The organism is Pseudoalteromonas sp. HL-AS1 (assembly GCF_031198785.1).
GTDB classification, from domain to species: domain Bacteria; phylum Pseudomonadota; class Gammaproteobacteria; order Enterobacterales; family Alteromonadaceae; genus Pseudoalteromonas; species Pseudoalteromonas distincta.
The window spans coordinates 2,616,567-2,637,427 of the sequence record NZ_CP133569.1 but is presented as its reverse complement, the minus strand read 5'-3'; the positions used below and the strand labels follow the sequence as shown (position 1 = coordinate 2,637,427).

Here is a 20,861-nt window from a genome sequence, read left to right as displayed (position 1 = left end):
TAAACCTGTATATTACCCAACTTATGCCAAGTTATCGGCATATACGTAGGATACTTTAGTATAAATCTAAATTAAATATTTACTTGAACAGACTCTACACCATCTACTCGCGCATTTAAAATTTTACCTGACTTTTTGTTTTTAATTTGTATTTGATCGCCCAAAGTACCGTCTTCTAATGCAATACCTGTTGTTTTAATTCTAAGGCCTCTGAGATTAGCGTAAATATTAACAGAGTCACCTTTACACACCATACAAATTTGGTTTAGTAATACTGGCATACCACTTCTAATATTTCGTTTACTTCTGCTACCTATTAAAATTGTGGGATCATCTAAATATTGCACTCTTACAAAGTGAGTTGGTTTCATTTCAATACTTAAATGCGATTTAGTTATTACCTCACCACGAGCTAAGTTAGCAATTGCTACAACAACAGGCGCCATTTCAACAACTCTTACATGGACATATTGAGCCCATATTTGAGCATCATTACATTTAGCTTGTAAAGTTACTTGGCGGTTAAATGGTGGTTCATCGGAAGTTGATAATTCAAGGTCAGAATTACAAATACGATCAGGAATGCGACTATCTAAAGGCAGTGCACTTAATTGCATATTAGTATTTTTTAATATACCAATCTGCTCAGTTATATAAGCAACAGCCATCTCTTGTAATAAATCTTTGCTAAATACTTTGGCCTGCAAAGGGAATGCAAAGCAGAGGCTAGCAACAAAATAAAAAACACTGTATCTTCTGACTTTTTTTAACAAACTCATAATGTTTCGACTATGCTTATGGTTTCAAACAGGGTATAAATATTTTGCGTCAAAAAGTAGACGCTCCCGCGATGTTATGTAGCTTTATTAATAGGAAGCAATTATCGTTCCGCATTATTTGTTTTCTTTAGGAGATTTGAATGGCAGGCATTTTAGACTCAGTAAACCAACGCACGCAGTTGGTTGGGCAGAACCGCCTAGAATTACTTTTATTTAAGCTCAGAGGGCGTCAGCGTTTTGGCATTAATGTATTTAAAGTGAGGGAAGTATTGCAATGTCCTCCACTTACAAGCATGCCAAAATCGAATGCTTATATTCGTGGTGTTGCTCATATTCGTGGTCAAACTATCTCAGTAATCGACCTGTCGATGGCTGTAGGCGGGCGCCCAATAGAAAATATTAAAGACAGTTTTATCATCATTGCTGAGTACAACCGCTCGGTTCAAGGCTTTTTAGTGGGCGGGGTTGGGCGTATTGTAAATATGAATTGGGAAAAAATAATGCCACCACCATCAGGTGCCGGGCGTTATTCATATTTAACAGCCGTGACCGAAATCGAAAATGAATTAGTAGAAATTTTAGACGTAGAAAAAATACTTAATGAAATTTGCCCAGTAAATACAGAAGTAAGTGCTGAAGTTGCACAAAGTGGCGACATTCAAAAAGACTTAGGCGAGCGTATCGTATTTATTGCAGACGACTCAGCTGTTGCGCGTAATCAAGTTAAACGTGCCCTAGAACCGCTAGGCGTGCAAACGGAGCTTGCTAAAAATGGTAAAGAAGCTTTAATTAGGCTTAAAGAAATAGCAGAACTTGATTGTAAAAATGACATTACTGAGCGAGTTGCATTACTTATTTCTGATGTTGAAATGCCAGAAATGGACGGTTATACATTAACAGCTGAAATAAAAGCAGATCCTAAGCTTGCACCATTACATGTTATTTTACATACATCATTGAGTGGTGTGTTTAACCAAGCAATGATAGAAAAAGTAGGTGCTGACGACTTTATCGCCAAATTTAACCCTGATGAGTTAGCAACTGCGGTTAAAAAATGGGTCCATAGTGACCAATAAAAATAGGTGTTATTGATTTGAATAATAAAGATTTGCAGCAAAGTGAATACGACCAGTTTCGTTCGTTTTTAGAGCAGCAATGCGGTATTGTTTTAGGTGAAAACAAGCAATACTTAGTTAAAAGTCGACTTGCTCCACTCATGGCTCGATTTAATGTGGAATCTTTATCACAATTAGTAAGTAAAACACTTGGCCTTCATGAGCGGCAATTAAGAGCCGCTGTTGTTGATGCAATGACCACAAACGAAACGTTATGGTTTAGAGATCAATACCCATTTGAATTACTTCAAAATAAATTATTCCCTGAGTTTAAAGAGTTAAGAAGACCATTAAAAATTTGGTCTGCTGCCAGCTCATCAGGGCAAGAACCCTACTCGATTGCCATGTCGGTTGCCGAGTTTCAAGCTAAGCAACCTGGCGTGCTACGTATGGGAGCGCAAATTATTGGTACAGATATATCTAATACCATGCTTGATATGTGTAAAAATGCAGAATACGACGCGCTTGCACTTGCCAGAGGCTTATCGGCAGAACGTCGTAAAAAGTTTTTTAAAGATAGCGGCAACGGTATGGCACAAGTAAACGATACAATAAAAAAACAAGTTAGTTTTAGGCATTTAAATTTGCTTGATTCGTACGCGTTAATGGGCAAGTTTGATATTATTTTTTGCCGTAATGTACTTATTTACTTTGCTCCTGAAATAAAAGCTAAAATTATTAATCAGTTTGCACAAGCGTTAAATCCAAAAGGGTACTTGTTTTTAGGTGCATCAGAGTCCTTGACTGGCTTAAGTACTGAGTTCGATATGGTTAGATGCAACCCCGGTATTATTTACCAAAAGAAATAATTAAGCTAATTCCTTTCCCTAAAACGACGCACTCAGCGTCGTTTTTCTATTTAGATACATGGCCTTATAAAAATATAACTTTCCTTATTATAAATGGCTTATTTTTTGCTTTATTCATGGGTAAGTCAATTTTTTGGAGAAGGTTATGGCTATCAGTTTTGATAAAGCATTAGGTGTGCATCCGCAAGCCATGTTGATCCGTTCACAGCGAGCAGAATTAATTGCAACTAATATAGCTAACGCTGATACGCCTGGCTATAAAGCAAAAGATATAGACTTTGCCTCGGCATTAAAAGCGGCAAGGTCAACCCAGCAAAGCGGCAATACCATGGTAAGAACTAACGATAAACACATTAGTGGAGGTACTCATAGTATGGGCAATTCTGAATCATTTCGCTTACCAAATCAATCAGATACAGGAGATGGTAACTCGGTTGATATACAAGTGGAACGAAACTTGTATACACAGAATGCTATGGAGTATCAGGCCAGCTTGCAATTTTTAAGCGGCAGATTCAAAGGTCTGAATAAAGCTCTCGGTAGTCAAGGATAAAAATTATGAGTTTATATAATGTTTTCGATATTGCAGGTTCGGGTATGAGCGCACAAAACGTTCGCTTAAATACTACAGCTAGTAATATTTCTAATGCTAATACCATTAGTTCATCTCAAGACAAAACGTACCGAGCGCGCCAACCTGTATTTGCGGCTGAGCTAACAAAGGCTTCAGCATCAGCAAGTAATCAACAGGGCTCCGCAGTTGGTGTTAAAGTTTTGGGTATTGTTGAAAGCGATGCACCATTACAAATTGAATATAACCCAAATCATCCAAGTGCGGATGAAAATGGCTATATCTATAAACCCAACGTTAATGTTGTAGAGGAGATGGCAAATATGATTTCTGCCTCTCGTTCTTACCAGACAAACGTGCAAGTTGCTGATGCAGCAAAGCAAATGCTAAGTAAAACACTGTTGCTAGGGCAGCGGTAACCGAGGGTAGGTTATGAGTAACGATATTAGTACATCTTCATCCTATTTAGACTCTTTGCGTTGGCAAGAATCGCAAGTAGCGACCAGCGATGGTGAAAGCGATGCGTTAACGCAAGAAGACTTTTTTTCTTTGTTAACTCAGCAATTATCGTATCAAGATCCCAGTAATCCTGCGGATAATGATCAAATGATTGCTCAAATGACTAGCTTTACGATGGCGCAGGGTATTAGCGATTTGAATTCAAATTTTGATACGTTAGCTACTTCGATGACATCAAACTCAGCCCTGCAAGCTTCAACGCTTGTTGGCAAGCAGGCTTTATTAGAATCTAATACTTTAGATTTAAATGAATCAGGTGATGCTAAAGGGTCTATCGTTGCTGAAAGTGCAGTTGAAAGTTTAACACTTAGTGTAACTGATGCTTCAGGACAGCTAGTGAGAACAATTGATATGGGTTCTCAGCCTGCGGGCGCTGTTCGCTTCGCTTGGGATGGTAATAATGAAAGCGGTGAGCGTTTACCTGAAGGGGAATACACGTTATCGGCACAAGGTAGTACCAATGGTCAGTTTTCTAGCTTACCTATTGCAACTTTCAAAAATATTGAAAGTGTAAATATCAACGGTTCAAGCGGCATCATTGTTAACACTAAAGAAGGTGCGGTTAGGTTAACCGACATTGCAGAGATCGCGTAACAAATTTAATATTTCTTGCCTGCCAGCAGGCCACAGATTAACAGGTTAGAGGTAAATTATGAGCTTCAATATTGCATTAACCGGCCTAGCTGCCGCACAAAAAGATTTAGACGTAACGGCAAATAATATTGCAAACGTAAATACAACAGGTTTTAAAGAGTCGCGCGCTGAGTTTGCCGATGTTTACGCTTCATCAGTATTTAGCTCTGGTAAGACTAAAAATGGTGATGGTGTACAAGCGACAATGGTTGCACAACAGTTTCATCAAGGCTCACTACAATTTACAAATAACTCACTTGATTTAGCAATCACTGGTGAAGGTTATTTTGCGATGACAGACGATTTATCTTCGCAAGACTTAACATACACACGAGCAGGTGCATTTAAATTAAACCAAGATAATTTCATAGTTGATGCTAAAGGTAATTTTTTACAAGGTTTCCCTGTTGACGAAGCAACAGGTAATACAACATCAGTAAGCCTAAGCACTTCATCAGCTTTGCAAATTCCTGATTCATCAGGCTCTCCGCGTGCAACAACAAGTGTATATAGCTCATTCAATTTAGATTCGCGAGTTGAGTCACCAACGCTTCCATTTAATCCAGATGAAAGTGCTACTTATAATTCATCAACATCAACTACAGTTTATGACTCATTAGGTGAGCCACATGTTTTACAGTTGTTTTTTGTGAAACGTGATGACGCCGCAACTGCGACTGACGCAAATAAATGGGATGTTTATACTACCCTTGATGGTGACAGTTTTGGAGAGGATGGCGTGCTTCAAGATGGGACTACGCCTTATGCACCTTTAACAACCCTAGGATTTGACTCAAGCGGCGTACCGTCAACAACAGGTGATCCAGCTGTAGATAATGTAGCGAATACTTTTAATCCTATTTCGATAATTGGAGGTGATGCAGCCTCCGGTACAGCAGGCCTTTCTGATTTATTAACGAATGGTGCAAGCTTTCCTGCAGATATCGAAGTTAATTGGCGTGATGAAACTGGTACCGCAAATAAGGTGCCTACCCAATACGCTAGTAATTTTGAAGTAAAAGCGCTTGAGCAAGATGGTGCTACTGTTGGTCGTTTAGCCGGAATTGACATTGGTACAGATGGTAAAATTGTAGCGTCATACAGTAATGGTGATACATCATTTTTAGGCCAGGTAGCTATGGTTCGCTTTTCAAACTCGCAAGGTTTACAGCAAGTCGGCGATACTGCGTGGAAAAAAAGCTTAACATCGGGTGAGCCTATTGCAGGTGAGCCAGGATCGGGTACTTTAGGATCAATAAATTCATCTGCACTTGAGCAATCAAACACCAATTTAACTACTGAACTAGTAGACTTAATTACTGCACAGCGTAATTACCAAGCAAACTCACGTGCGCTTGAAGTTAACTCAACAATTCAGCAGAGTATTTTGCAGATTCGATAAGCTACACTCAATTGAATATATTAGGCTGCATTTTTGCAGCCTTTTTTATGAGCTCTTCTTAATACCCTCAATGTTGCGTCAAATTTAATTTGGCATCTATTTTGCATTTATAATTTCAGAGATTTTTTATGTGAGTCGATACTATGGACAAAATGGTCTACATTGCGGCCTCTGGCGCTAAGCAAAGCCTACAGGGACTTGCGCTTAAAGCCAATAATTTGGCGAATGCAAATACAACAGGCTTTAAAGCTGACTTTGCACAGGCGCGTTCTATGCAAGCGTTTGGCGAAGGTTTGCCTACACGAGTATTTGCAATGCAAGAGCGTCCGGGTTCTAACATGGTATCGGGTGGCATTGTTCAAACCGGGCGCGATTTAGATATTGCAATGAGCGATAACGCGTGGCTTGCCGTGCAAGATGCCTCTGGTAACGAAGCTTATACCAAAGTAGGTACGCTCAATATTACTGCGCAAGGCATGTTAGTAACGAGCGGTGGTCGTCAAGTAATTGGCGAAGGCGGCCCTGTTATTTTACCCGTCCCAGTCGAAAAAATAGGGTTTAGCCAAGATGGCGCTATTCAAGTTCGCCCGCAAGGCGCTCCCGCTAATTTTTTAGAAGAAATCGACACGCTTAGAGTGGTAGAAGCAAATAGCTCACAGCTCGAAAAAGGTAACGACGGTTTATTTAGACCAAAAGCAAATGTAACAGTAGATACCTCTGCCAATGTAAAAGTTTTAAGTGGTTCGCTTGAAATGTCGAATGTGAATCCGGTTCACGAAATGGTCGACATGATAAGCCACCAGCGCCAATTTGAATTACAAGTGAAATTAATGAAAACAGCTGAAGAAATTGACGAGCGTCAAGATCAGTTATTACGCATAGTTTAACTTTAAAGTGAGGACACGATTATGAATCCAGCATTGTGGATCAGTAAAACGGGGCTAGACGCTCAACAAACCGATATATCGGTTATTTCAAATAACTTAGCGAATGCGAGTACTGTAGGTTACAAAAAAAGCCGCGCTATATTTGAAGATTTACTTTATCAAAATATTAATCAACCAGGTGGTCGTTCATCGCAAGATACCGAAATGCCATCAGGCTTAATGTTAGGTGCGGGTGCTAAAGTTGTAGCTAATCAAAAAGAGTTTACGCAAGGCAACATGTTGACCACCGAAAACTCACTAGATTGGATGATTTCTGGCGAAGGTTTTTTTGAAGTACTGCAACCAGATGGCAATATTGCTTACTCGCGCAACGGCCAGTTTACTACCGATGGCGATGGACGAATTGTAACATCGGGCGCAGGTTATGTGATTCAGCCAGAAATGAATGTACCAGACGACGCGCAATCAATTACGGTGTCGCAAGATGGCGAAGTATCTGTACGTGTTGCAGGCCAAGCGGATAACGTAGTAATTGGTCAGCTAACAATTAGTGACTTTATTAATCCATCGGGTCTTGAGCCAATTGGTCAAAACCTTTATACCGAAACTGCTGTAAGTGGTGCACCGGTACAAGGTAACCCGGGTGTTGAAGGGTTAGGTAGTATTATTCAAGGCTCACTCGAAACATCTAACGTAAATGTGACTGAAGAGCTGGTAAATCTAATAGAAACTCAGCGTATTTACGAAATGAACTCAAAAGTAATTTCGGCCGTTGACGAAATGATGAGTTATATCAATCAACAGCTTTAATAGAGTAGGGGGAATTATGCGTAATATTATTTTATTTGCAGCGGGCACATTATTTTTAAGTGGCTGTATGTCTACGCAAAATAGCGAAGTAGTACAGGACGACCCTTACTATGCACCTATGTACCCCGAGCCTATTTTAGAGCCGATGGTAGCAACGGGTTCATTGTTTAATACTCATACATCAAACGACTTATATTCTGATAAAAAAGCGCTACGTACTGGCGATATAATTACGGTTAAGTTACAAGAGTCTACTCAAGCAACAAAAGCTGCTAAAACAGAAACAGACAAAGAAACCGACGCAAGTTTAGACCCAGTGATTGGATTAGGTGGTCTACCTGTAAATATAGGTGGCGATAGTATTCAGTTTGGTATTGGTAGTGATTCGTCGTTTACGGGCGATTCAAAATCAAACCAGTCAAACAGCTTAGTAGGCGATATTTCGGTAAATGTTATGCGTGTTTTACCTAACGGTAATTTAGTTATACGCGGCGAAAAATGGCTAACGCTTAATACCGGCGAAGAGTTTATTCGTTTAGAAGGGCTAGTACGCCCTCAAGACGTAAGCGCCGATAATACGGTTGAATCAAACCGCATTGCTAATGCACGTATTCAATACTCAGGTAAAGGGCAAACGCAAGAGGCGCAAAGTCCTGGTTGGCTTACACGTTTCTTTAGCAGTTCGCTGTTTCCATTTTAGAGGGTAACAACATGAATAGCCTTAAAGCTTTATGTTTAGTTGTATTATTAGGTTGGCAGTTTACTGCCAGTGCTGAGCGCATAAAAGATGTGTCTATGGTTGAGGGCGTGCGCTCTAACCAATTAGTTGGTTATGGCTTAGTGGTTGGTTTACCGGGCACTGGCGAGCAAAACTCATATACACAACAAAGTTTTAGAGGCATGTTGAACAGCTTTGGTATTACGCTACCTTCAACTCAAAGTCCTAAAATTAAAAATGTTGCCGCTGTTGCTGTTCATGCAGAATTACCCGCATTTAGAAAGCCCGGGCAAACAATCGATATTACGGTTTCGTCTATTGGTAGTGCAGGCAGCTTGCGTGGCGGTACTTTACTACAAACTTTTTTAAAGGGTGTAGATGGCAACGTATACGCAATTGCACAAGGTAGCTTAATTGTAGGTGGCTTAGGCGCACAAGGTCTTGATGGCAGTAAGGTTGTAATTAACACCCCTACCGTTGGTCGTATACCAAATGGCGCAACAGTTGAACGCACAGTAGAAAGTCCATTTATGCAAGGCGATTACATTACCTTCAACCTAAACCGCCCAGACTTTACAACGGCAAAACGCCTAGAAAAAACAATTAATGATTTAGTCGGCCCAAATAGCGCACAAGCAATTGATTCTGTTTCTATTCGTGTTATAGCACCACGCGATGCATCCCAGCGTGTATCGTACTTATCAACACTCGAAAACTTAGAATTTAAGCCAGCTGATATGGCCGCTAAAATTATAGTTAACTCGCGCACAGGTACAATTGTCATTGGTAAAAACGTTAAGCTTCAGCCTGCCGCTATAACTCACGGTGGCTTAACAGTAACAATTGCAGAACAACAAAATGTGTCACAACCAAACCCGCTAGCAAACGGTGATACTGTTGTTACACAGCAAAGTATTATTGATGTAAATCAAGATGACTCGCGCGCCTTTGTATTTAATCCAGGTGTAAGCCTTGACGATTTAGTTCGCGCAATTAACGAAGTAGGCGCAGCGCCTGGTGACTTAATGGCTATTTTAGAAGCACTAAAAGAAGCTGGCGCAATTAACGGACAGTTAGTTGTTATATAAATAACCCAAGCCAATAAATAACGTATTACTTAAGCCCTATATTTTTGAAACAAGATATAGGGCTTTTTATTTACAGCAACTTAAGTTTATTATTTTTATCTTCCTCTTTTTATCGGTAGTGGCTCAATTTTTGCATTTTTAACTGCATTATTCATTTTGTGTCAAAAAGCCGATGGAAACTAACCACCTCGATAAGCAAAACTTTTTTGATTTAGGCAACTTAGATTCACTTCGTAAAGAAGCCTTAACCAGTGGCGATGCATCAACTGATGCCTCTAAAGCTGCGCTCAAAAAAGCGGCCGCACAATTTGAAGCTATTTTTACGCAAATGCTGCTCAAAGGAATGCGCAAAGCCAACGAAGCATTTGAAGACAAAGACAGTCCATTTAATTCAAGTGGCGTAAAGTTTTTTGAAGAAATGCACGACCAGCAGCTTTCAACAGAGCTTTCATCAAATGGCTCTTTAGGCCTTGCCGATTTAATTGTTCAGCAGTTATCGCCTGAGTCTAAAAACTTTATGCCAGGCTCTGTACTTAGAACAACCAACGATATTTTTAGCGATACGCAAGTCGGATCAGCGCTTCCTCATGAGCAAAAAAATAATCAACCCGATCTTATCGTTAAGAGCACTAAAGCCGATATTGCTGAGCCTAAAGTTAATACTGCAGAGTCTAAAGCCGATAGCCCAACATTTAAAAATGCAGAAGAGTTTGTAAGTTCAGTGTGGGAACACGCTAAAACTGCAGCGCAAAAAATTGGTTTAAACCCAGCGGTAATGGTTGCACAAGCAGCACTTGAAACCGGTTGGGGTAAGCACATTATTAATAAAAGTGACGGTGGCAGCTCAAATAACTTATTTAATATTAAGTCAGATAAAAGCTGGGAAGGCGACAAAGCAAGCAAAGTAACGCTTGAGTTTGAGCAAGGCACACCCGTTAAAAAACAAGCCAGCTTTAGAGCCTACGCTTCAATTAAAGATAGTGTGAACGACTTCGTTGATTTTTTAACGCAAAACCCACGCTACCAAGAAGCATTACAAAATACAGCAAAACCAAATGACTTTTTAGATTCATTGCAAAAAGCAGGTTATGCAACCGATCCAAATTACGCCAGTAAAATAAAAAATGTGCTCAATAGCAGCCAGCTAAAAGACATTGCGGCAAACGTGATCCGCCAAGGAGTAGAGTAACATGTCGTTTAATTTATTAAACATTGCCAGTTCTGGGGTTAGAGCAAGCTCGGAGCTACTGCAAACGACAAGTAAAAATATCGCCAATGTAAATACCGTAGGTTACGTACGTGAGCGTACTGAATTTACCACTATGGTTGACAACCAAGTGGGGCGAGGCGAAACATACCGATTACTAAACGAGTTTGCTCAGTCACAGCTAAATCGTGACACCTCTAATAAATCGTTTTTCGATCAGTTTATTACTGAGGCTAATCGAGTTGATACTATTTTTTCTGAAGAGTCGAACAACCTTTCGACTGGCATTAACTCTTTATTTAATAACGTGCAAGAAGCGCTTAATCAGCCGTCATCTACCGTTGCTCGCTCATTAGTAATGACCGACGCGCAAAGCTTAATTGATCAAATGGATAGGCTTTCGGGCATCGTGCTTGATCAAAAAAGTATAGTAAACGAGCAGCTCGAAATATTTTCAGATGAAGCAAACTCACTCATTCAAAGTATTAGCACGCTAAATCAAAATATTGCAGCAGTTAATGGCACTAATAACGCCGCAGATGCGAGCTCTACCTATAACGAACGTGATAAAGCGATACGCGACTTATCAGAGCTAATAGACATAGAAACGCTTGATGGTCCAAATGGCGAAAAGCTCGTTTTTATGGGCACAGGCGAAGCAGTTGTTATGCAAAATGGCGCATTTAACTTATTTTCGATGACGGGCGACCCCGATCCTAATTTTAAAGAATTTAAGCTTGACGTTAATGGTGGCAAAGCAGTGCCGCTTGAAGTTGATGCAAGTAAACTCAAAGGCAAAATTGGCGGCTTACTTTCTTTTAGAGATGACATATTAGTCCCTGCGCAAAACCAAATTGGTCAAATGGGCTTAGCGATAGCTGACGCATTTAATGAGCAAAACAAATTGGGTATGGATGCAACAGGCCAGCTAGGGGGGAATATTTTTAATATACCTACCGTTGGCGCTTATGCGTATCAAGCTAACACCGGTACTGCCGGTATGACTGCAACGGTAGAGCCAGGTAAAGGCAGTGAATTACCTGCCAGTGATTTTATTATTACTTATACCAGTGCGACATCGGTTTCTATTCAACCAGTAGATAATAAAGGCGAGCCGCTAGGTGATCCATCAGTTGCAGATATCCCAGCCGATGGGATCATAAATGCAGACGATATTCGAAATGCAGTCCCTTATCAAGCGGCAACACCTACAACACCAGAAGTGCTTGCAACAGTAAAAGACTCCTTCGGACTCCAATTAAATATAGATACAAGCAAAACAGGTAACGTGGGTGATCAATTTCAAATAAAGCTTAATTCAGATTCCGCTTCAAGTATCACACTTGCAACAGGTCGCGCAGAAGACCTAGCACTCGCATCCCCTATTCGTACAGCTAACAGTATAGATAATACCGGTACCGCTACTATTTCAGCAGGAGAAGTTACAAGTGTAACATCGGGTGGTTTTAGCACAGCTCCCGGTTTGACCAATGGCGTTATTACCCTAGTTAAAACAGGCACTGCAAACGAATATCAAATTTCTGATGAAAATAATACGGCAACAACAATTATTATTCCACCGCCAGGTAATAATGTTTTATCTCAAGCAGGAACGCCATACAGCGATTATGGTTTTGACTTTGATATAGAAGGTACACCAGCAACAGGCGACACCTTTACACTTGAGTTTAACGAAGGCGGCTTTGATGATAACCGTAATGGTTTAAAATTAGCTGATTTACAAAATGGTGAGTTAGTACGTTTAAATGTAGAAACAACAGCAACAGCCGATAATCATAAAACGTTCAACCAAGCTTATTCAGGATTAGTGAGTGATATAGGTGTTATAACTGGCCAAGCAATCACAAGTGGGGCTGCATTTGACGCTCTAGCACAACAATCTGAGGCATGGTATGAATCACTATCTGGAGTAAACCTTGATGAAGAGGCCGCAAATTTACTGCGTTTTCAACAATCATACTCAGCATCAGCACAAGTTTTAGCAGCAGCTCAAGAAATTTTTGACACCTTATTAAATGCGGCGAGGTAATTATGCGTTTATCTAATAATTTAATGTACCAAAATGGCACTGATAAAATACTTGAAAATCAGCAACGCGTTGCTGATGCACAAGAGCGTGTTAATACAGGGAAAAAGTATCTCTCTTCATCAGAGGCTCCCGCGATAATATCTCAGGCAATGTTGTTTAACGATAAAATTCAAATAAATGAGCAACATGTTAAAAATTCTGAAATGTTGAAAAGTCGCCTTGAAACACAGGAAGGTGTACTCGAAAGTATCAAAGAGTCGGTAGATAGGGCAAACATTCTAACCATTAAAGCAGGTAATGGGGCAATGTCAGACATCGATCGAAAAAGCATGGCCGGTGAGATTGAATCAATTAAAGAAGCGGTTTTTAGTTGGATGAATGCAAAGTCAGAAAATGGCCGTTATATTTTTTCAGGCTATCAGGATAATGCGCAGACTTATTCATTTAACTCGAATACAAATACATACGAATATAACGGCGATCAGGGTCAGCACCGTATTAAGGTCGCTGATGGGGTTGAAATCAAGTCGAGTGATAATGGTTATGAAGTATTTGAAAAAGCACAAAAACGCTTAAATATAGAAAGAAGTTCAGTCACTCCTGCAGGAGCAGATGTGTATGTTGGTGAGCAACCTATATTTGATCGATTCCATCAGGACAATTATAACGCTGATCCGAACGCGGCTGCGAATGCGAATTTAATCACCGTTAATTTTACTTCTGCAACAGATTACGATTTGTTACAAGGTGGCGTTACAATTCAGAGTGGGACGTACAGTGGTAGTAACTTGTCCATTTCAGGCTTAGATATTGATGTTCCCAACACAGTTCCAGGAAGTATTAGCTTTGAATTAGAAGAGCCTAAAAAAGAAAATTTACTAAATTCTCTGAATAAGTTATCAGTTGCACTATCTGATAACTCTTTAAGTAATGCGGATTTTAAAGAAGTACTGTCTAATACTCTCGTAGGACTTACAAATTCAAAAAACCTTATCTCGCAAACGCAGGCGAGTCTTGGTGCTCGATTCAATACTGCGGATAGAATAGCTTCATCTAATTTAACTTCGGATATTAATAATAAACAAGCGAAAGCAAAACTTATTGAAGTTGACATGGCTGAGGCTATCTCCGATTTAACTAAGCAAGAATCATCACTGCAAGCATCTCAAGCAACGTTTGGTCGGTTAGCAAACCTTTCCCTATTCGATTATCTATAAATTAAATGGAGGATAAGGCAAAAGTTTGCCTTATCCTCATGTGCAACTTTATATCTCCTCCTAGTTAATCTAAATAATCCTGATGATTTTTTAAGTGTATGTTTTTTATGGTTAATACTAAAGTGCATTTCTTTATTTTGTTTTTTGAGTAATAAAAATCTAAAGTATTTTAAAACGTGCCCGATAACTTAAATAAGGCAGCTGATGAATAAATCGATTCAAAGGCTTAAAAGATTAAGTTAAGTGTAAACACAGCGTTTACCTCAGGAGAACCATCATGGCACTTTATGTAAATACAAATGTATCAAGTTTGAATGCTCAAAGACAGTTAATGAACTCAGGTAATACGCTTGATACAGCGTTTCAACGCTTATCTTCAGGTCTACGTATTAATAGTGCAAAAGATGACGCGGCAGGCTTGCAAATCTCTGACCGTTTAACGAGTCAAATAAATGGCTTAACGCAAGGTAACCGAAATGCAAATGACGGTATTTCACTGGCGCAAACAGCGGAAGGTGCGTTGGATGAAATGACAAGTATGTTCCAACGTATTCGTACATTAGCAGGGCAGGCAGCGAATGGTTCAAATACAGGTTCAGATAGAGCGGCCCTGCAATTAGAAATGCGACAGTTAGGTGAAGAGGTTAATCGTATTGCAGGCGATACAACATTTGGTGGTACAAACTTACTGGATGGGAGCTACTCAGCAGAGTTCCAAGTAGGTGCTGATGCGAATCAAACTATCAGCATGACAATGACCTCGATAGCGGCAGCGTCGGGTGGAACAGTTTCAGTAAATAGCTTTACAGTGAGTGGTTTAGCAGCAGCAGCAAGTGCAGTGACAGGTACGGGTTCGGGAGCGACAAATGCTTTTGCAAATGCCAGTGGTATGTCATTCACATCTGTAGGGGAAGCGCAGGATGTTTTAGCCGCGGTAGATGCGATGATAGGCGCAATTGATGCAAAACGAGCCCAGCTAGGTGCGGTACAAAATCGTTTTTCATCAACAATCCGTAATCAAACGAACATCATTGAGAATGTATCAGCGGCACGTTCACGTATTAAAGATGCTGATTTTGCAACAGAAACGGCAACGTTGACCAAAGCACAGATTTTACAACAGGCGAGCAGTACAATATTGTCACAGGCGAATCAGCGTCCACAAGCGGCATTGTCACTACTAGGTTAACGTAATACGCGGGCTAACAAGGTGTTAGCCCGCATATAAACGCAATACTGAAACACATAATTATAAGTAAAGTTTCTCTGACAGGAGGCTATTACTATAAATTAGCTTAGAAAAGTTCGGGCAATTCTAAAATGTAAATTCAGTGAATATTCAAAAGCAAGTAATGTGCCAACAGTTAAAGTCAAAAAAGTGTCAGCGTCTTTAATGCTTTAATTCATGCTCCGATTAAAACTGTTGGTTGCTTTCCTTTTAGTTTCTTCTCTTCATGATCTTCTTTCTAATTTAAAATCAGCTGCTTAGTTTTTATGATTTAAAGTTGTATGTTTTGAATACACTTTATTGAGTTGATATTAACTTTCTAATAGGTTTGGCACGCCAATTGCTTTATTAGTTTTAACGAGTTTAAACCGATAAATAAAATTGGGGTATCAAATGGCCTTATATGTAAATACAAATGTTTCGAGCTTAAATGCACAGAGACAACTCATGAAATCTGGAAGCGAACTTGATACGGCTTTTCAACGTTTATCATCAGGTTTAAGAATTAACAGTGCTAAAGATGATGCGGCTGGTTTGCAGATTTCAGATCGACTAACGAGTCAAATAAATGGTTTGATGCAAGGTAACCGGAATGCAAATGATGGTATTTCATTAGCGCAAACCGCAGAAGGCGCGATGGATGAAATGACGAGCATGTTTCAGCGTATTCGCACATTAGCGGGACAAGCTGCAAATGGGTCAAATACAGCAAGTGATCGTTCTGCGTTGCAGTTAGAGTTAAGGCAGCTAGGTACAGAGATTAATAGAATTGCAGCAGATACGACATTTGGTGGCCGGAACTTACTTGATGGTTCGTTTAGTGCGGAGTTTCAGGTGGGGGCGGATGCCAATCAAACTATCAGTATGACCATGACGGCGATTCAAGCAGCGACAGGCGGTGACGTTGCTGTTAATAGTTTTGCGTTGAGTGACTTAGCGGTGGCAGCAAGCCAGGTAACAGGAACTGGTGGCGGTGCTGTAAATGCATTTGCGTCAGCAAGTGGTTTGTCATTTACTTCAGCCGCAGAGGCGCAGGATATATTGGCGGCAGTTGATGCTATGATTGGTGCGATTGACGCTAAACGCGCAGAGTTAGGTGCGGTTCAAAATCGCTTTTCATCAACAATAAGAAATCAAACCAATGTGATGGAAAATGTATCAGCGGCACGTTCGAGAATTAAAGACGCTGACTTTGCAACAGAAACGGCGACATTAACCAAAGCACAAATCTTACAGCAGGCAAGCAGTACTATTTTAGGGCAGGCGAATCAGCGGCCGCAAGCGGCATTGTCCCTCCTTCAAGGTTAATATTTTATTTATAGGAAAAGCCCTCTTTTGTAAAAAAGAGGGTTTTTTTGTTTTGGTGCTCACTAAATAATAAGCCAATGTTGGGGGGTTGTGATTTAGATGAGAAATAAACATAAAAAATAAAACAATTTAAAACAGGTGGTTGCATCCATTGCGTAGTGATTTTTATAAAAAACATTAAAAGGGCCTAAAGAAACATAAGAAGTGCCCGATAACTTAAATAAGGCAGCTGATGAATAAATCGATTCAAAGGCTTAAAAGATTAAGTTAAGTGTAAACACAGCGTTTACCTCAGGAGAACCATCATGGCACTTTATGTAAATACAAATGTATCAAGTTTGAATGCTCAAAGACAGTTAATGAACTCAGGTAATACGCTTGATACAGCGTTTCAACGCTTATCTTCAGGTCTACGTATTAATAGTGCAAAAGATGACGCGGCAGGCTTGCAAATCTCTGACCGTTTAACGAGTCAAATAAATGGCTTAACGCAAGGTAACCGAAATGCAAATGACGGTATTTCACTGGCGCAAACAGCGGAAGGTGCGTTGGATGAAATGACAAGTATGTTCCAACGTATTCGTACATTAGCAGGGCAGGCAGCGAATGGTTCAAATACAGGTTCAGATAGAGCGGCCCTGCAATTAGAAATGCGACAGTTAGGTGAAGAGGTTAATCGTATTGCAGGCGATACAACATTTGGTGGTACAAACTTACTGGATGGGAGCTACTCAGCAGAGTTCCAAGTAGGTGCTGATGCGAATCAAACTATCAGCATGACAATGACCTCGATAGCGGCAGCGTCGGGTGGAACAGTTTCAGTAAATAGCTTTACAGTGAGTGGTTTAGCAGCAGCAGCAAGTGCAGTGACAGGTACGGGTTCGGGAGCGACAAATGCTTTTGCAAATGCCAGTGGTATGTCATTCACATCTGTAGGGGAAGCGCAGGATGTTTTAGCCGCGGTAGATGCGATGATAGGCGCAATTGATGCAAAACGAGCCCAGCTAGGTGCGGTACAAAATCGTTTTTCATCAACAATCCGTAATCAAACGAACATCATTGAGAATGTATCAGCGGCACGTTCACGTATTAAAGATGCTGATTTTGCAACAGAAACGGCAACGTTGACCAAAGCACAGATTTTACAACAGGCGAGCAGTACAATATTGTCACAGGCGAATCAGCGTCCACAAGCGGCATTGTCGCTTTTAGGTTAACTTTTATTTAGCGCTGGCAGCTAGTACTAGGTACTGCTGCCAGCGTCATACGTAAATTCCCACAGCTACACTTCATTAAAACCTCCTGCTAGTAATCACCAAGTTCAAGCTTAGATAACGTATATATTTTAGAATACACCTCATTGTACTTAAATCAATAAAAATTAAAGTTTAACTATATGAATTTAAAAAGATATATATCTTAATTCTTAGTTAATGGCTAATTTTTTATTTTTTTATTAAAGAAAGTAATCAGCAAGCCGATAAACATATTGAAGCAATCTATTTGCTATCAGAAATGTAATAATTGACTAGGCATCACATGTATTCATTCGGGCGTTTACTAGGTGCTAAAAGTTTGTCATTTATTATAAATTAAACGACAGGAGGCTATTATGGCTATGTATGTGAATACAAATGTTTCGAGCTTAAATGCTCAAAGACAACTAATGAAATCCGGCAATGCACTGGACGAATCGTTTCAGCGTTTATCATCAGGTCTTCGTATAAATGGTGCAAAAGATGATGCGGCTGGTATGCAAATCTCTAACCGTTTGACAGGCCAAATTAATGGTCTTACCCAAGGTAATCGAAACGCAAATGATGGGATTTCATTGGCACAGACAGCTGAGGGGGCACTTGATGAAATGACAAGTATGTTTCAGCGTATTCGTACTCTAGCGGGACAAGCAGCTAATGGATCTAATACAGATTCAGATAGAGCAGCGCTGCAGCTTGAAGCTAGACAACTAGGTGAAGAAATGAACCGAATTGCAGCGGATACAACATTTGGTGGCACAAACTTGTTAGACGGAAGTTATTCTGCTGAATTCCAAGTGGGTGCAGACGCTAATCAAGTCATTAGTATGACAATGACTTCAATAGCAGCAGCGTCGGGTGGAACAGTATCAGTAAATAGCTTTACTGTGAGTGGATTAGCTGCGGCGGCAAGTGCAGTAACGGGGACGGGATCTGGTGCAACAAATGCTTTTGCCTCAGCTAGTGGTATCTCATTTACTTCAGTTGGTGAAGCGCAGGATGTTTTAGCTGCAGTAGATGCAATGATAGGTGCTGTAGATGCAAAACGAGCACAGCTAGGTGCTGTGCAAAATCGTTTTTCATCAACAATCCGTAATCAAACAAATATCATTGAAAACGTTTCGGCTGCACGCTCTCGTATTCAAGATGCAGACTTTGCAACTGAAACAGCTAAGTTGACTAAAGCGCAAATTTTACAGCAGGCTAGCTCATCAATCTTGAGTCAGGCTAACCAGCGTCCGCAGTCAGCATTGTCGTTACTTGGGTAAGTTTAGTTAGACATGCTATTATCAAATAGGGGTAACGATATTCGTCAGTTTTGTATCGTTATCTCTAATTTATCCAAGTCAAGAATTCAAGCAGGAGGGTGTTATGTCTTCTAGTATTGGCTCATCGGAAAGTAGTCTTTTCAAACAATTTAACAGCAGTATAGAATCCAAAATCAGTAAAGAGGCACAAACTGATAAAGGTGTAATTGGTAAAGTAATGAATGAACCTGCCGATAACAATTTATCAAGCAGCTCAGAAGATGATGAAAAAGGCAATAATGAAGAGGCAAATAAGCTCTCTTTGGCTGAAAGCTTCAGTAAGGTCTTTGGTAACAGCCGAAGTGGCTCTATCCTTCAGTCGCGATCTTTGGAGTTTTCAGTTGCTGAGTATAAAGGTCAAACAGTTGTAAAAGTAATAGATAAAGAGAGTAAAGACGTTATTCGTCAGATACCATCGGAAGAGTTTATCAAGGTCGCTCAGCGAATTGATACTTTATCTGATGAAATGCAGAAGATGCGTGGTATCCTATTAGATAAACAAGTTTAATGGTTGTAATTGCAATACTTTAGGAGGTATTATGCCATCTATCACATCAGCGGGTGTCGGTTCAGGTCTTGATTTAGAGGCAATTATAAGTGCAACGCTGGATGCTGAGAGTGCGCCTAAAGTTGCAAGGTTTGATAAAAAAGATTCAACCCTTAAAGTTCAATTAACAGCCTTGGGCCAAATCAAATCTGATTTAAGTTCGTTCGAGTCATCCCTAGATATTTTAAAAGACATATCAAACTTTAATAAGAGAAGCACCACGGTTACCCAACCAGATGGTGGTGATGTTATTTCTGTAACGTCTCAAAGCACTGCGACTGAAGGGTCTTTCAATATAGCTGTCAAACAATTGGCACAAGGTAGTCGTGCGGTTCAGTCTGATGCAGATTCTTATACAGCAACGACCGACGTCGTGACTGTTTCAGGTGGTACATTATCATTTAGCGCAGGCGGTAAAACGTTCGATGTAACACTCGATGCTGGCGCAACGTTGGCCGATCTTAGAGCTGCAATTAATGAGAAAGATGATAACTTTGGAGTATCAGCCAATATAATAAACACAGGTACCAGTTCTAAACTAGTATTTACATCGTCTGAAACTGGTCTTGGTAATGATTTGGTTATAGCTAATAGCACTGCAGAGTTAGATAGGGTTTCAACAGTTGCAAATGGGGGCGGTGCTGGAGGAATAGTTATAGACCCCGCAACAGGGGCTGCTAAAGATGCAATAATTGAAATTGATGGTATAGAGGTAAGCAGTAGTACCAATACGTTTGAAAACGCTATTCAAGATTCAACAATAACTGTTTTAAAAGAAAGTCCAGTGGATCCAAACGACGCGACTAAGCTTCAGAGTGCTAACCTCAGTATTGATACAGACAAAGAGTTTGTAAAAGAAACACTGACTAAATTTGTAGAGAGTTATAATAAACTATTAGCAACACTGGACACTATGGTTGCGGCTAAAACCGTTGATGCAACAGCCAGAGGGCTTAGGGATACGATAGTTAACCAATTGAGTTCAGTGGTAACTGGTGCTGGCAACTTAACAACGATTTATGATGCAGGTATTGGGCTTGAGAAAAATAGGAAGTTAGAGATCAAAACCTCAGGTGTTAACTTTTTAGATGATGTATTGAAAGAATCATATGATGATGTTGGCAAGCTTTTTGCAGGTGATGGTGGTATAGCCGATATTTTAAGTGGGACTGTTGATGCCTATTTAAAAGCAGGGGGCCTGATTTCTGATAAAAAGAATGCATTAGAGTCAGACAAGCGTTCTGTTGCTGATGATAGAGAAAAGCATGCATATAGGATGGAGCGCTATGAAGCACGGCTTAGAGAAAAATATGCATCTTTAGATGTACTGGTTGCAGGTTTACGCAGTCAAGGTGATGCAATAGCCTCGTCTTTAAGTAATTTACCTGGTTTTGTACAGAAAAAATAAGG

Annotated in this window: 20 protein-coding genes; 19 read left to right on the top strand and 1 reads right to left on the bottom strand. The window is 40.1% G+C overall.

Going from position 1 to position 20,861, the window contains the following annotated elements:
• Positions 1 to 71 precede the first annotated feature (71 nt).
• Positions 72 to 779 carry a flagellar basal body P-ring formation chaperone FlgA gene (gene flgA / locus RB214_RS12250; RefSeq protein WP_309167197.1) on the bottom strand — a complete coding sequence of 236 codons (708 nt, stop codon included), beginning with the start codon at positions 777 to 779 and terminating at the stop codon, positions 72 to 74.
• 140 nt (positions 780 to 919) lie between these two features.
• Between flgA and RB214_RS12245 the strand changes: the two genes are divergently transcribed.
• From RB214_RS12245 to fliD, 19 genes are all read left to right on the top strand, one after another.
• A complete protein-coding gene (locus RB214_RS12245; RefSeq protein ID WP_309167195.1) occupies positions 920 to 1,855 on the top strand; it encodes a chemotaxis protein CheV in 936 nt (311 codons plus the stop codon).
• Positions 1,856 to 1,872: 17 nt separating this feature from the next.
• Entirely contained in the window at positions 1,873 to 2,703 is an 831-nt protein-coding gene (locus RB214_RS12240) for a protein-glutamate O-methyltransferase CheR (RefSeq protein ID WP_010553245.1), read from the top strand.
• Positions 2,704 to 2,848: 145 nt separating this feature from the next.
• On the top strand, positions 2,849 to 3,256 hold the full coding sequence (flgB, locus tag RB214_RS12235) for a flagellar basal body rod protein FlgB (RefSeq protein WP_165723551.1): 408 nt from the start codon (positions 2,849 to 2,851) through the stop codon (positions 3,254 to 3,256).
• Positions 3,257 to 3,261: 5 nt separating this feature from the next.
• Positions 3,262 to 3,693, top strand: a complete 432-nt coding sequence (flgC, locus tag RB214_RS12230; RefSeq protein ID WP_010553247.1) for a flagellar basal body rod protein FlgC — start codon at positions 3,262 to 3,264, stop codon at positions 3,691 to 3,693.
• 13 nt (positions 3,694 to 3,706) lie between these two features.
• Positions 3,707 to 4,387: a flagellar hook assembly protein FlgD gene (locus RB214_RS12225; protein WP_309167190.1), complete on the top strand. Its 681-nt coding sequence runs from the start codon at positions 3,707 to 3,709 to the stop codon at positions 4,385 to 4,387.
• 58 nt (positions 4,388 to 4,445) lie between these two features.
• Positions 4,446 to 5,828 carry a flagellar hook protein FlgE gene (flgE, locus tag RB214_RS12220; RefSeq protein WP_309167189.1) on the top strand — a complete coding sequence of 461 codons (1,383 nt, stop codon included), beginning with the start codon at positions 4,446 to 4,448 and terminating at the stop codon, positions 5,826 to 5,828.
• 143 nt (positions 5,829 to 5,971) lie between these two features.
• On the top strand, positions 5,972 to 6,715 hold the full coding sequence (locus RB214_RS12215; RefSeq protein WP_149591735.1) for a flagellar basal body rod protein FlgF: 744 nt from the start codon (positions 5,972 to 5,974) through the stop codon (positions 6,713 to 6,715).
• A gap of 21 nt (positions 6,716 to 6,736) precedes the next feature.
• Complete coding sequence (gene flgG, locus RB214_RS12210; protein ID WP_002959420.1) at positions 6,737 to 7,525, top strand: flagellar basal-body rod protein FlgG; 789 nt, start codon at positions 6,737 to 6,739, stop codon at positions 7,523 to 7,525.
• 16 nt (positions 7,526 to 7,541) lie between these two features.
• Entirely contained in the window at positions 7,542 to 8,225 is a 684-nt protein-coding gene (gene flgH, locus RB214_RS12205) for a flagellar basal body L-ring protein FlgH (RefSeq protein ID WP_309167185.1), read from the top strand.
• Positions 8,226 to 8,236: 11 nt separating this feature from the next.
• Complete coding sequence (locus tag RB214_RS12200) at positions 8,237 to 9,331, top strand: flagellar basal body P-ring protein FlgI (protein ID WP_024592771.1); 1,095 nt, start codon at positions 8,237 to 8,239, stop codon at positions 9,329 to 9,331.
• 172 nt (positions 9,332 to 9,503) lie between these two features.
• Complete coding sequence (gene flgJ, locus RB214_RS12195) at positions 9,504 to 10,520, top strand: flagellar assembly peptidoglycan hydrolase FlgJ (protein WP_309167181.1); 1,017 nt, start codon at positions 9,504 to 9,506, stop codon at positions 10,518 to 10,520.
• Position 10,521: 1 nt separating this feature from the next.
• Positions 10,522 to 12,588 carry a flagellar hook-associated protein FlgK gene (gene flgK, locus RB214_RS12190; RefSeq protein WP_309167179.1) on the top strand — a complete coding sequence of 689 codons (2,067 nt, stop codon included), beginning with the start codon at positions 10,522 to 10,524 and terminating at the stop codon, positions 12,586 to 12,588.
• A 2-nt stretch (positions 12,589 to 12,590) separates the two neighbouring features.
• The gene (gene flgL / locus RB214_RS12185; protein ID WP_309167177.1) at positions 12,591 to 13,805 is read left to right on the top strand and encodes a flagellar hook-associated protein FlgL; all 1,215 of its coding nucleotides are present in this window, start codon (positions 12,591 to 12,593) and stop codon (positions 13,803 to 13,805) included.
• 277 nt (positions 13,806 to 14,082) lie between these two features.
• Positions 14,083 to 14,994 carry a flagellin gene (locus tag RB214_RS12180; RefSeq protein WP_309167173.1) on the top strand — a complete coding sequence of 304 codons (912 nt, stop codon included), beginning with the start codon at positions 14,083 to 14,085 and terminating at the stop codon, positions 14,992 to 14,994.
• Between the two features lie 432 nt (positions 14,995 to 15,426).
• Positions 15,427 to 16,341, top strand: coding sequence for a flagellin (locus RB214_RS12175; protein ID WP_309167175.1), 915 nt, complete (start codon positions 15,427 to 15,429; stop codon positions 16,339 to 16,341).
• Between the two features lie 305 nt (positions 16,342 to 16,646).
• Positions 16,647 to 17,558, top strand: a complete 912-nt coding sequence (locus RB214_RS12170; RefSeq protein WP_309167173.1) for a flagellin — start codon at positions 16,647 to 16,649, stop codon at positions 17,556 to 17,558.
• A gap of 395 nt (positions 17,559 to 17,953) precedes the next feature.
• Complete coding sequence (locus tag RB214_RS12165) at positions 17,954 to 18,865, top strand: flagellin (protein WP_309167172.1); 912 nt, start codon at positions 17,954 to 17,956, stop codon at positions 18,863 to 18,865.
• A gap of 103 nt (positions 18,866 to 18,968) precedes the next feature.
• On the top strand, positions 18,969 to 19,412 hold the full coding sequence (locus RB214_RS12160) for a flagellar protein FlaG (RefSeq protein ID WP_309167171.1): 444 nt from the start codon (positions 18,969 to 18,971) through the stop codon (positions 19,410 to 19,412).
• 31 nt (positions 19,413 to 19,443) lie between these two features.
• Positions 19,444 to 20,859 carry a flagellar filament capping protein FliD gene (gene fliD / locus RB214_RS12155; RefSeq protein WP_309167169.1) on the top strand — a complete coding sequence of 472 codons (1,416 nt, stop codon included), beginning with the start codon at positions 19,444 to 19,446 and terminating at the stop codon, positions 20,857 to 20,859.
• The last annotated feature ends 2 nt before the right edge of the window (positions 20,860 to 20,861 follow it).

What these genes read in the sequence shown, in the direction of transcription:
- flgA (WP_309167197.1), bottom strand. Translation starts at nt 779, where the DNA reads ATGAGTTTGTTAAAAAAAGTCAGAAGATACAGTGTTTTTTATTTTGTT.
- RB214_RS12245 (WP_309167195.1), top strand. Translation starts at nt 920, where the DNA reads ATGGCAGGCATTTTAGACTCAGTAAACCAACGCACGCAGTTGGTTGGG.
- flgB (WP_165723551.1), top strand. Translation starts at nt 2,849, where the DNA reads ATGGCTATCAGTTTTGATAAAGCATTAGGTGTGCATCCGCAAGCCATG.
- flgC (WP_010553247.1), top strand. Translation starts at nt 3,262, where the DNA reads ATGAGTTTATATAATGTTTTCGATATTGCAGGTTCGGGTATGAGCGCA.
- RB214_RS12225 (WP_309167190.1), top strand. Translation starts at nt 3,707, where the DNA reads ATGAGTAACGATATTAGTACATCTTCATCCTATTTAGACTCTTTGCGT.
- flgE (WP_309167189.1), top strand. Translation starts at nt 4,446, where the DNA reads ATGAGCTTCAATATTGCATTAACCGGCCTAGCTGCCGCACAAAAAGAT.
- RB214_RS12215 (WP_149591735.1), top strand. Translation starts at nt 5,972, where the DNA reads ATGGACAAAATGGTCTACATTGCGGCCTCTGGCGCTAAGCAAAGCCTA.
- flgG (WP_002959420.1), top strand. Translation starts at nt 6,737, where the DNA reads ATGAATCCAGCATTGTGGATCAGTAAAACGGGGCTAGACGCTCAACAA.
- flgH (WP_309167185.1), top strand. Translation starts at nt 7,542, where the DNA reads ATGCGTAATATTATTTTATTTGCAGCGGGCACATTATTTTTAAGTGGC.
- RB214_RS12200 (WP_024592771.1), top strand. Translation starts at nt 8,237, where the DNA reads ATGAATAGCCTTAAAGCTTTATGTTTAGTTGTATTATTAGGTTGGCAG.
- flgJ (WP_309167181.1), top strand. Translation starts at nt 9,504, where the DNA reads ATGGAAACTAACCACCTCGATAAGCAAAACTTTTTTGATTTAGGCAAC.
- flgK (WP_309167179.1), top strand. Translation starts at nt 10,522, where the DNA reads ATGTCGTTTAATTTATTAAACATTGCCAGTTCTGGGGTTAGAGCAAGC.
- flgL (WP_309167177.1), top strand. Translation starts at nt 12,591, where the DNA reads ATGCGTTTATCTAATAATTTAATGTACCAAAATGGCACTGATAAAATA.
- RB214_RS12180 (WP_309167173.1), top strand. Translation starts at nt 14,083, where the DNA reads ATGGCACTTTATGTAAATACAAATGTATCAAGTTTGAATGCTCAAAGA.
- RB214_RS12175 (WP_309167175.1), top strand. Translation starts at nt 15,427, where the DNA reads ATGGCCTTATATGTAAATACAAATGTTTCGAGCTTAAATGCACAGAGA.
- RB214_RS12170 (WP_309167173.1), top strand. Translation starts at nt 16,647, where the DNA reads ATGGCACTTTATGTAAATACAAATGTATCAAGTTTGAATGCTCAAAGA.
- RB214_RS12165 (WP_309167172.1), top strand. Translation starts at nt 17,954, where the DNA reads ATGGCTATGTATGTGAATACAAATGTTTCGAGCTTAAATGCTCAAAGA.
- RB214_RS12160 (WP_309167171.1), top strand. Translation starts at nt 18,969, where the DNA reads ATGTCTTCTAGTATTGGCTCATCGGAAAGTAGTCTTTTCAAACAATTT.
- fliD (WP_309167169.1), top strand. Translation starts at nt 19,444, where the DNA reads ATGCCATCTATCACATCAGCGGGTGTCGGTTCAGGTCTTGATTTAGAG.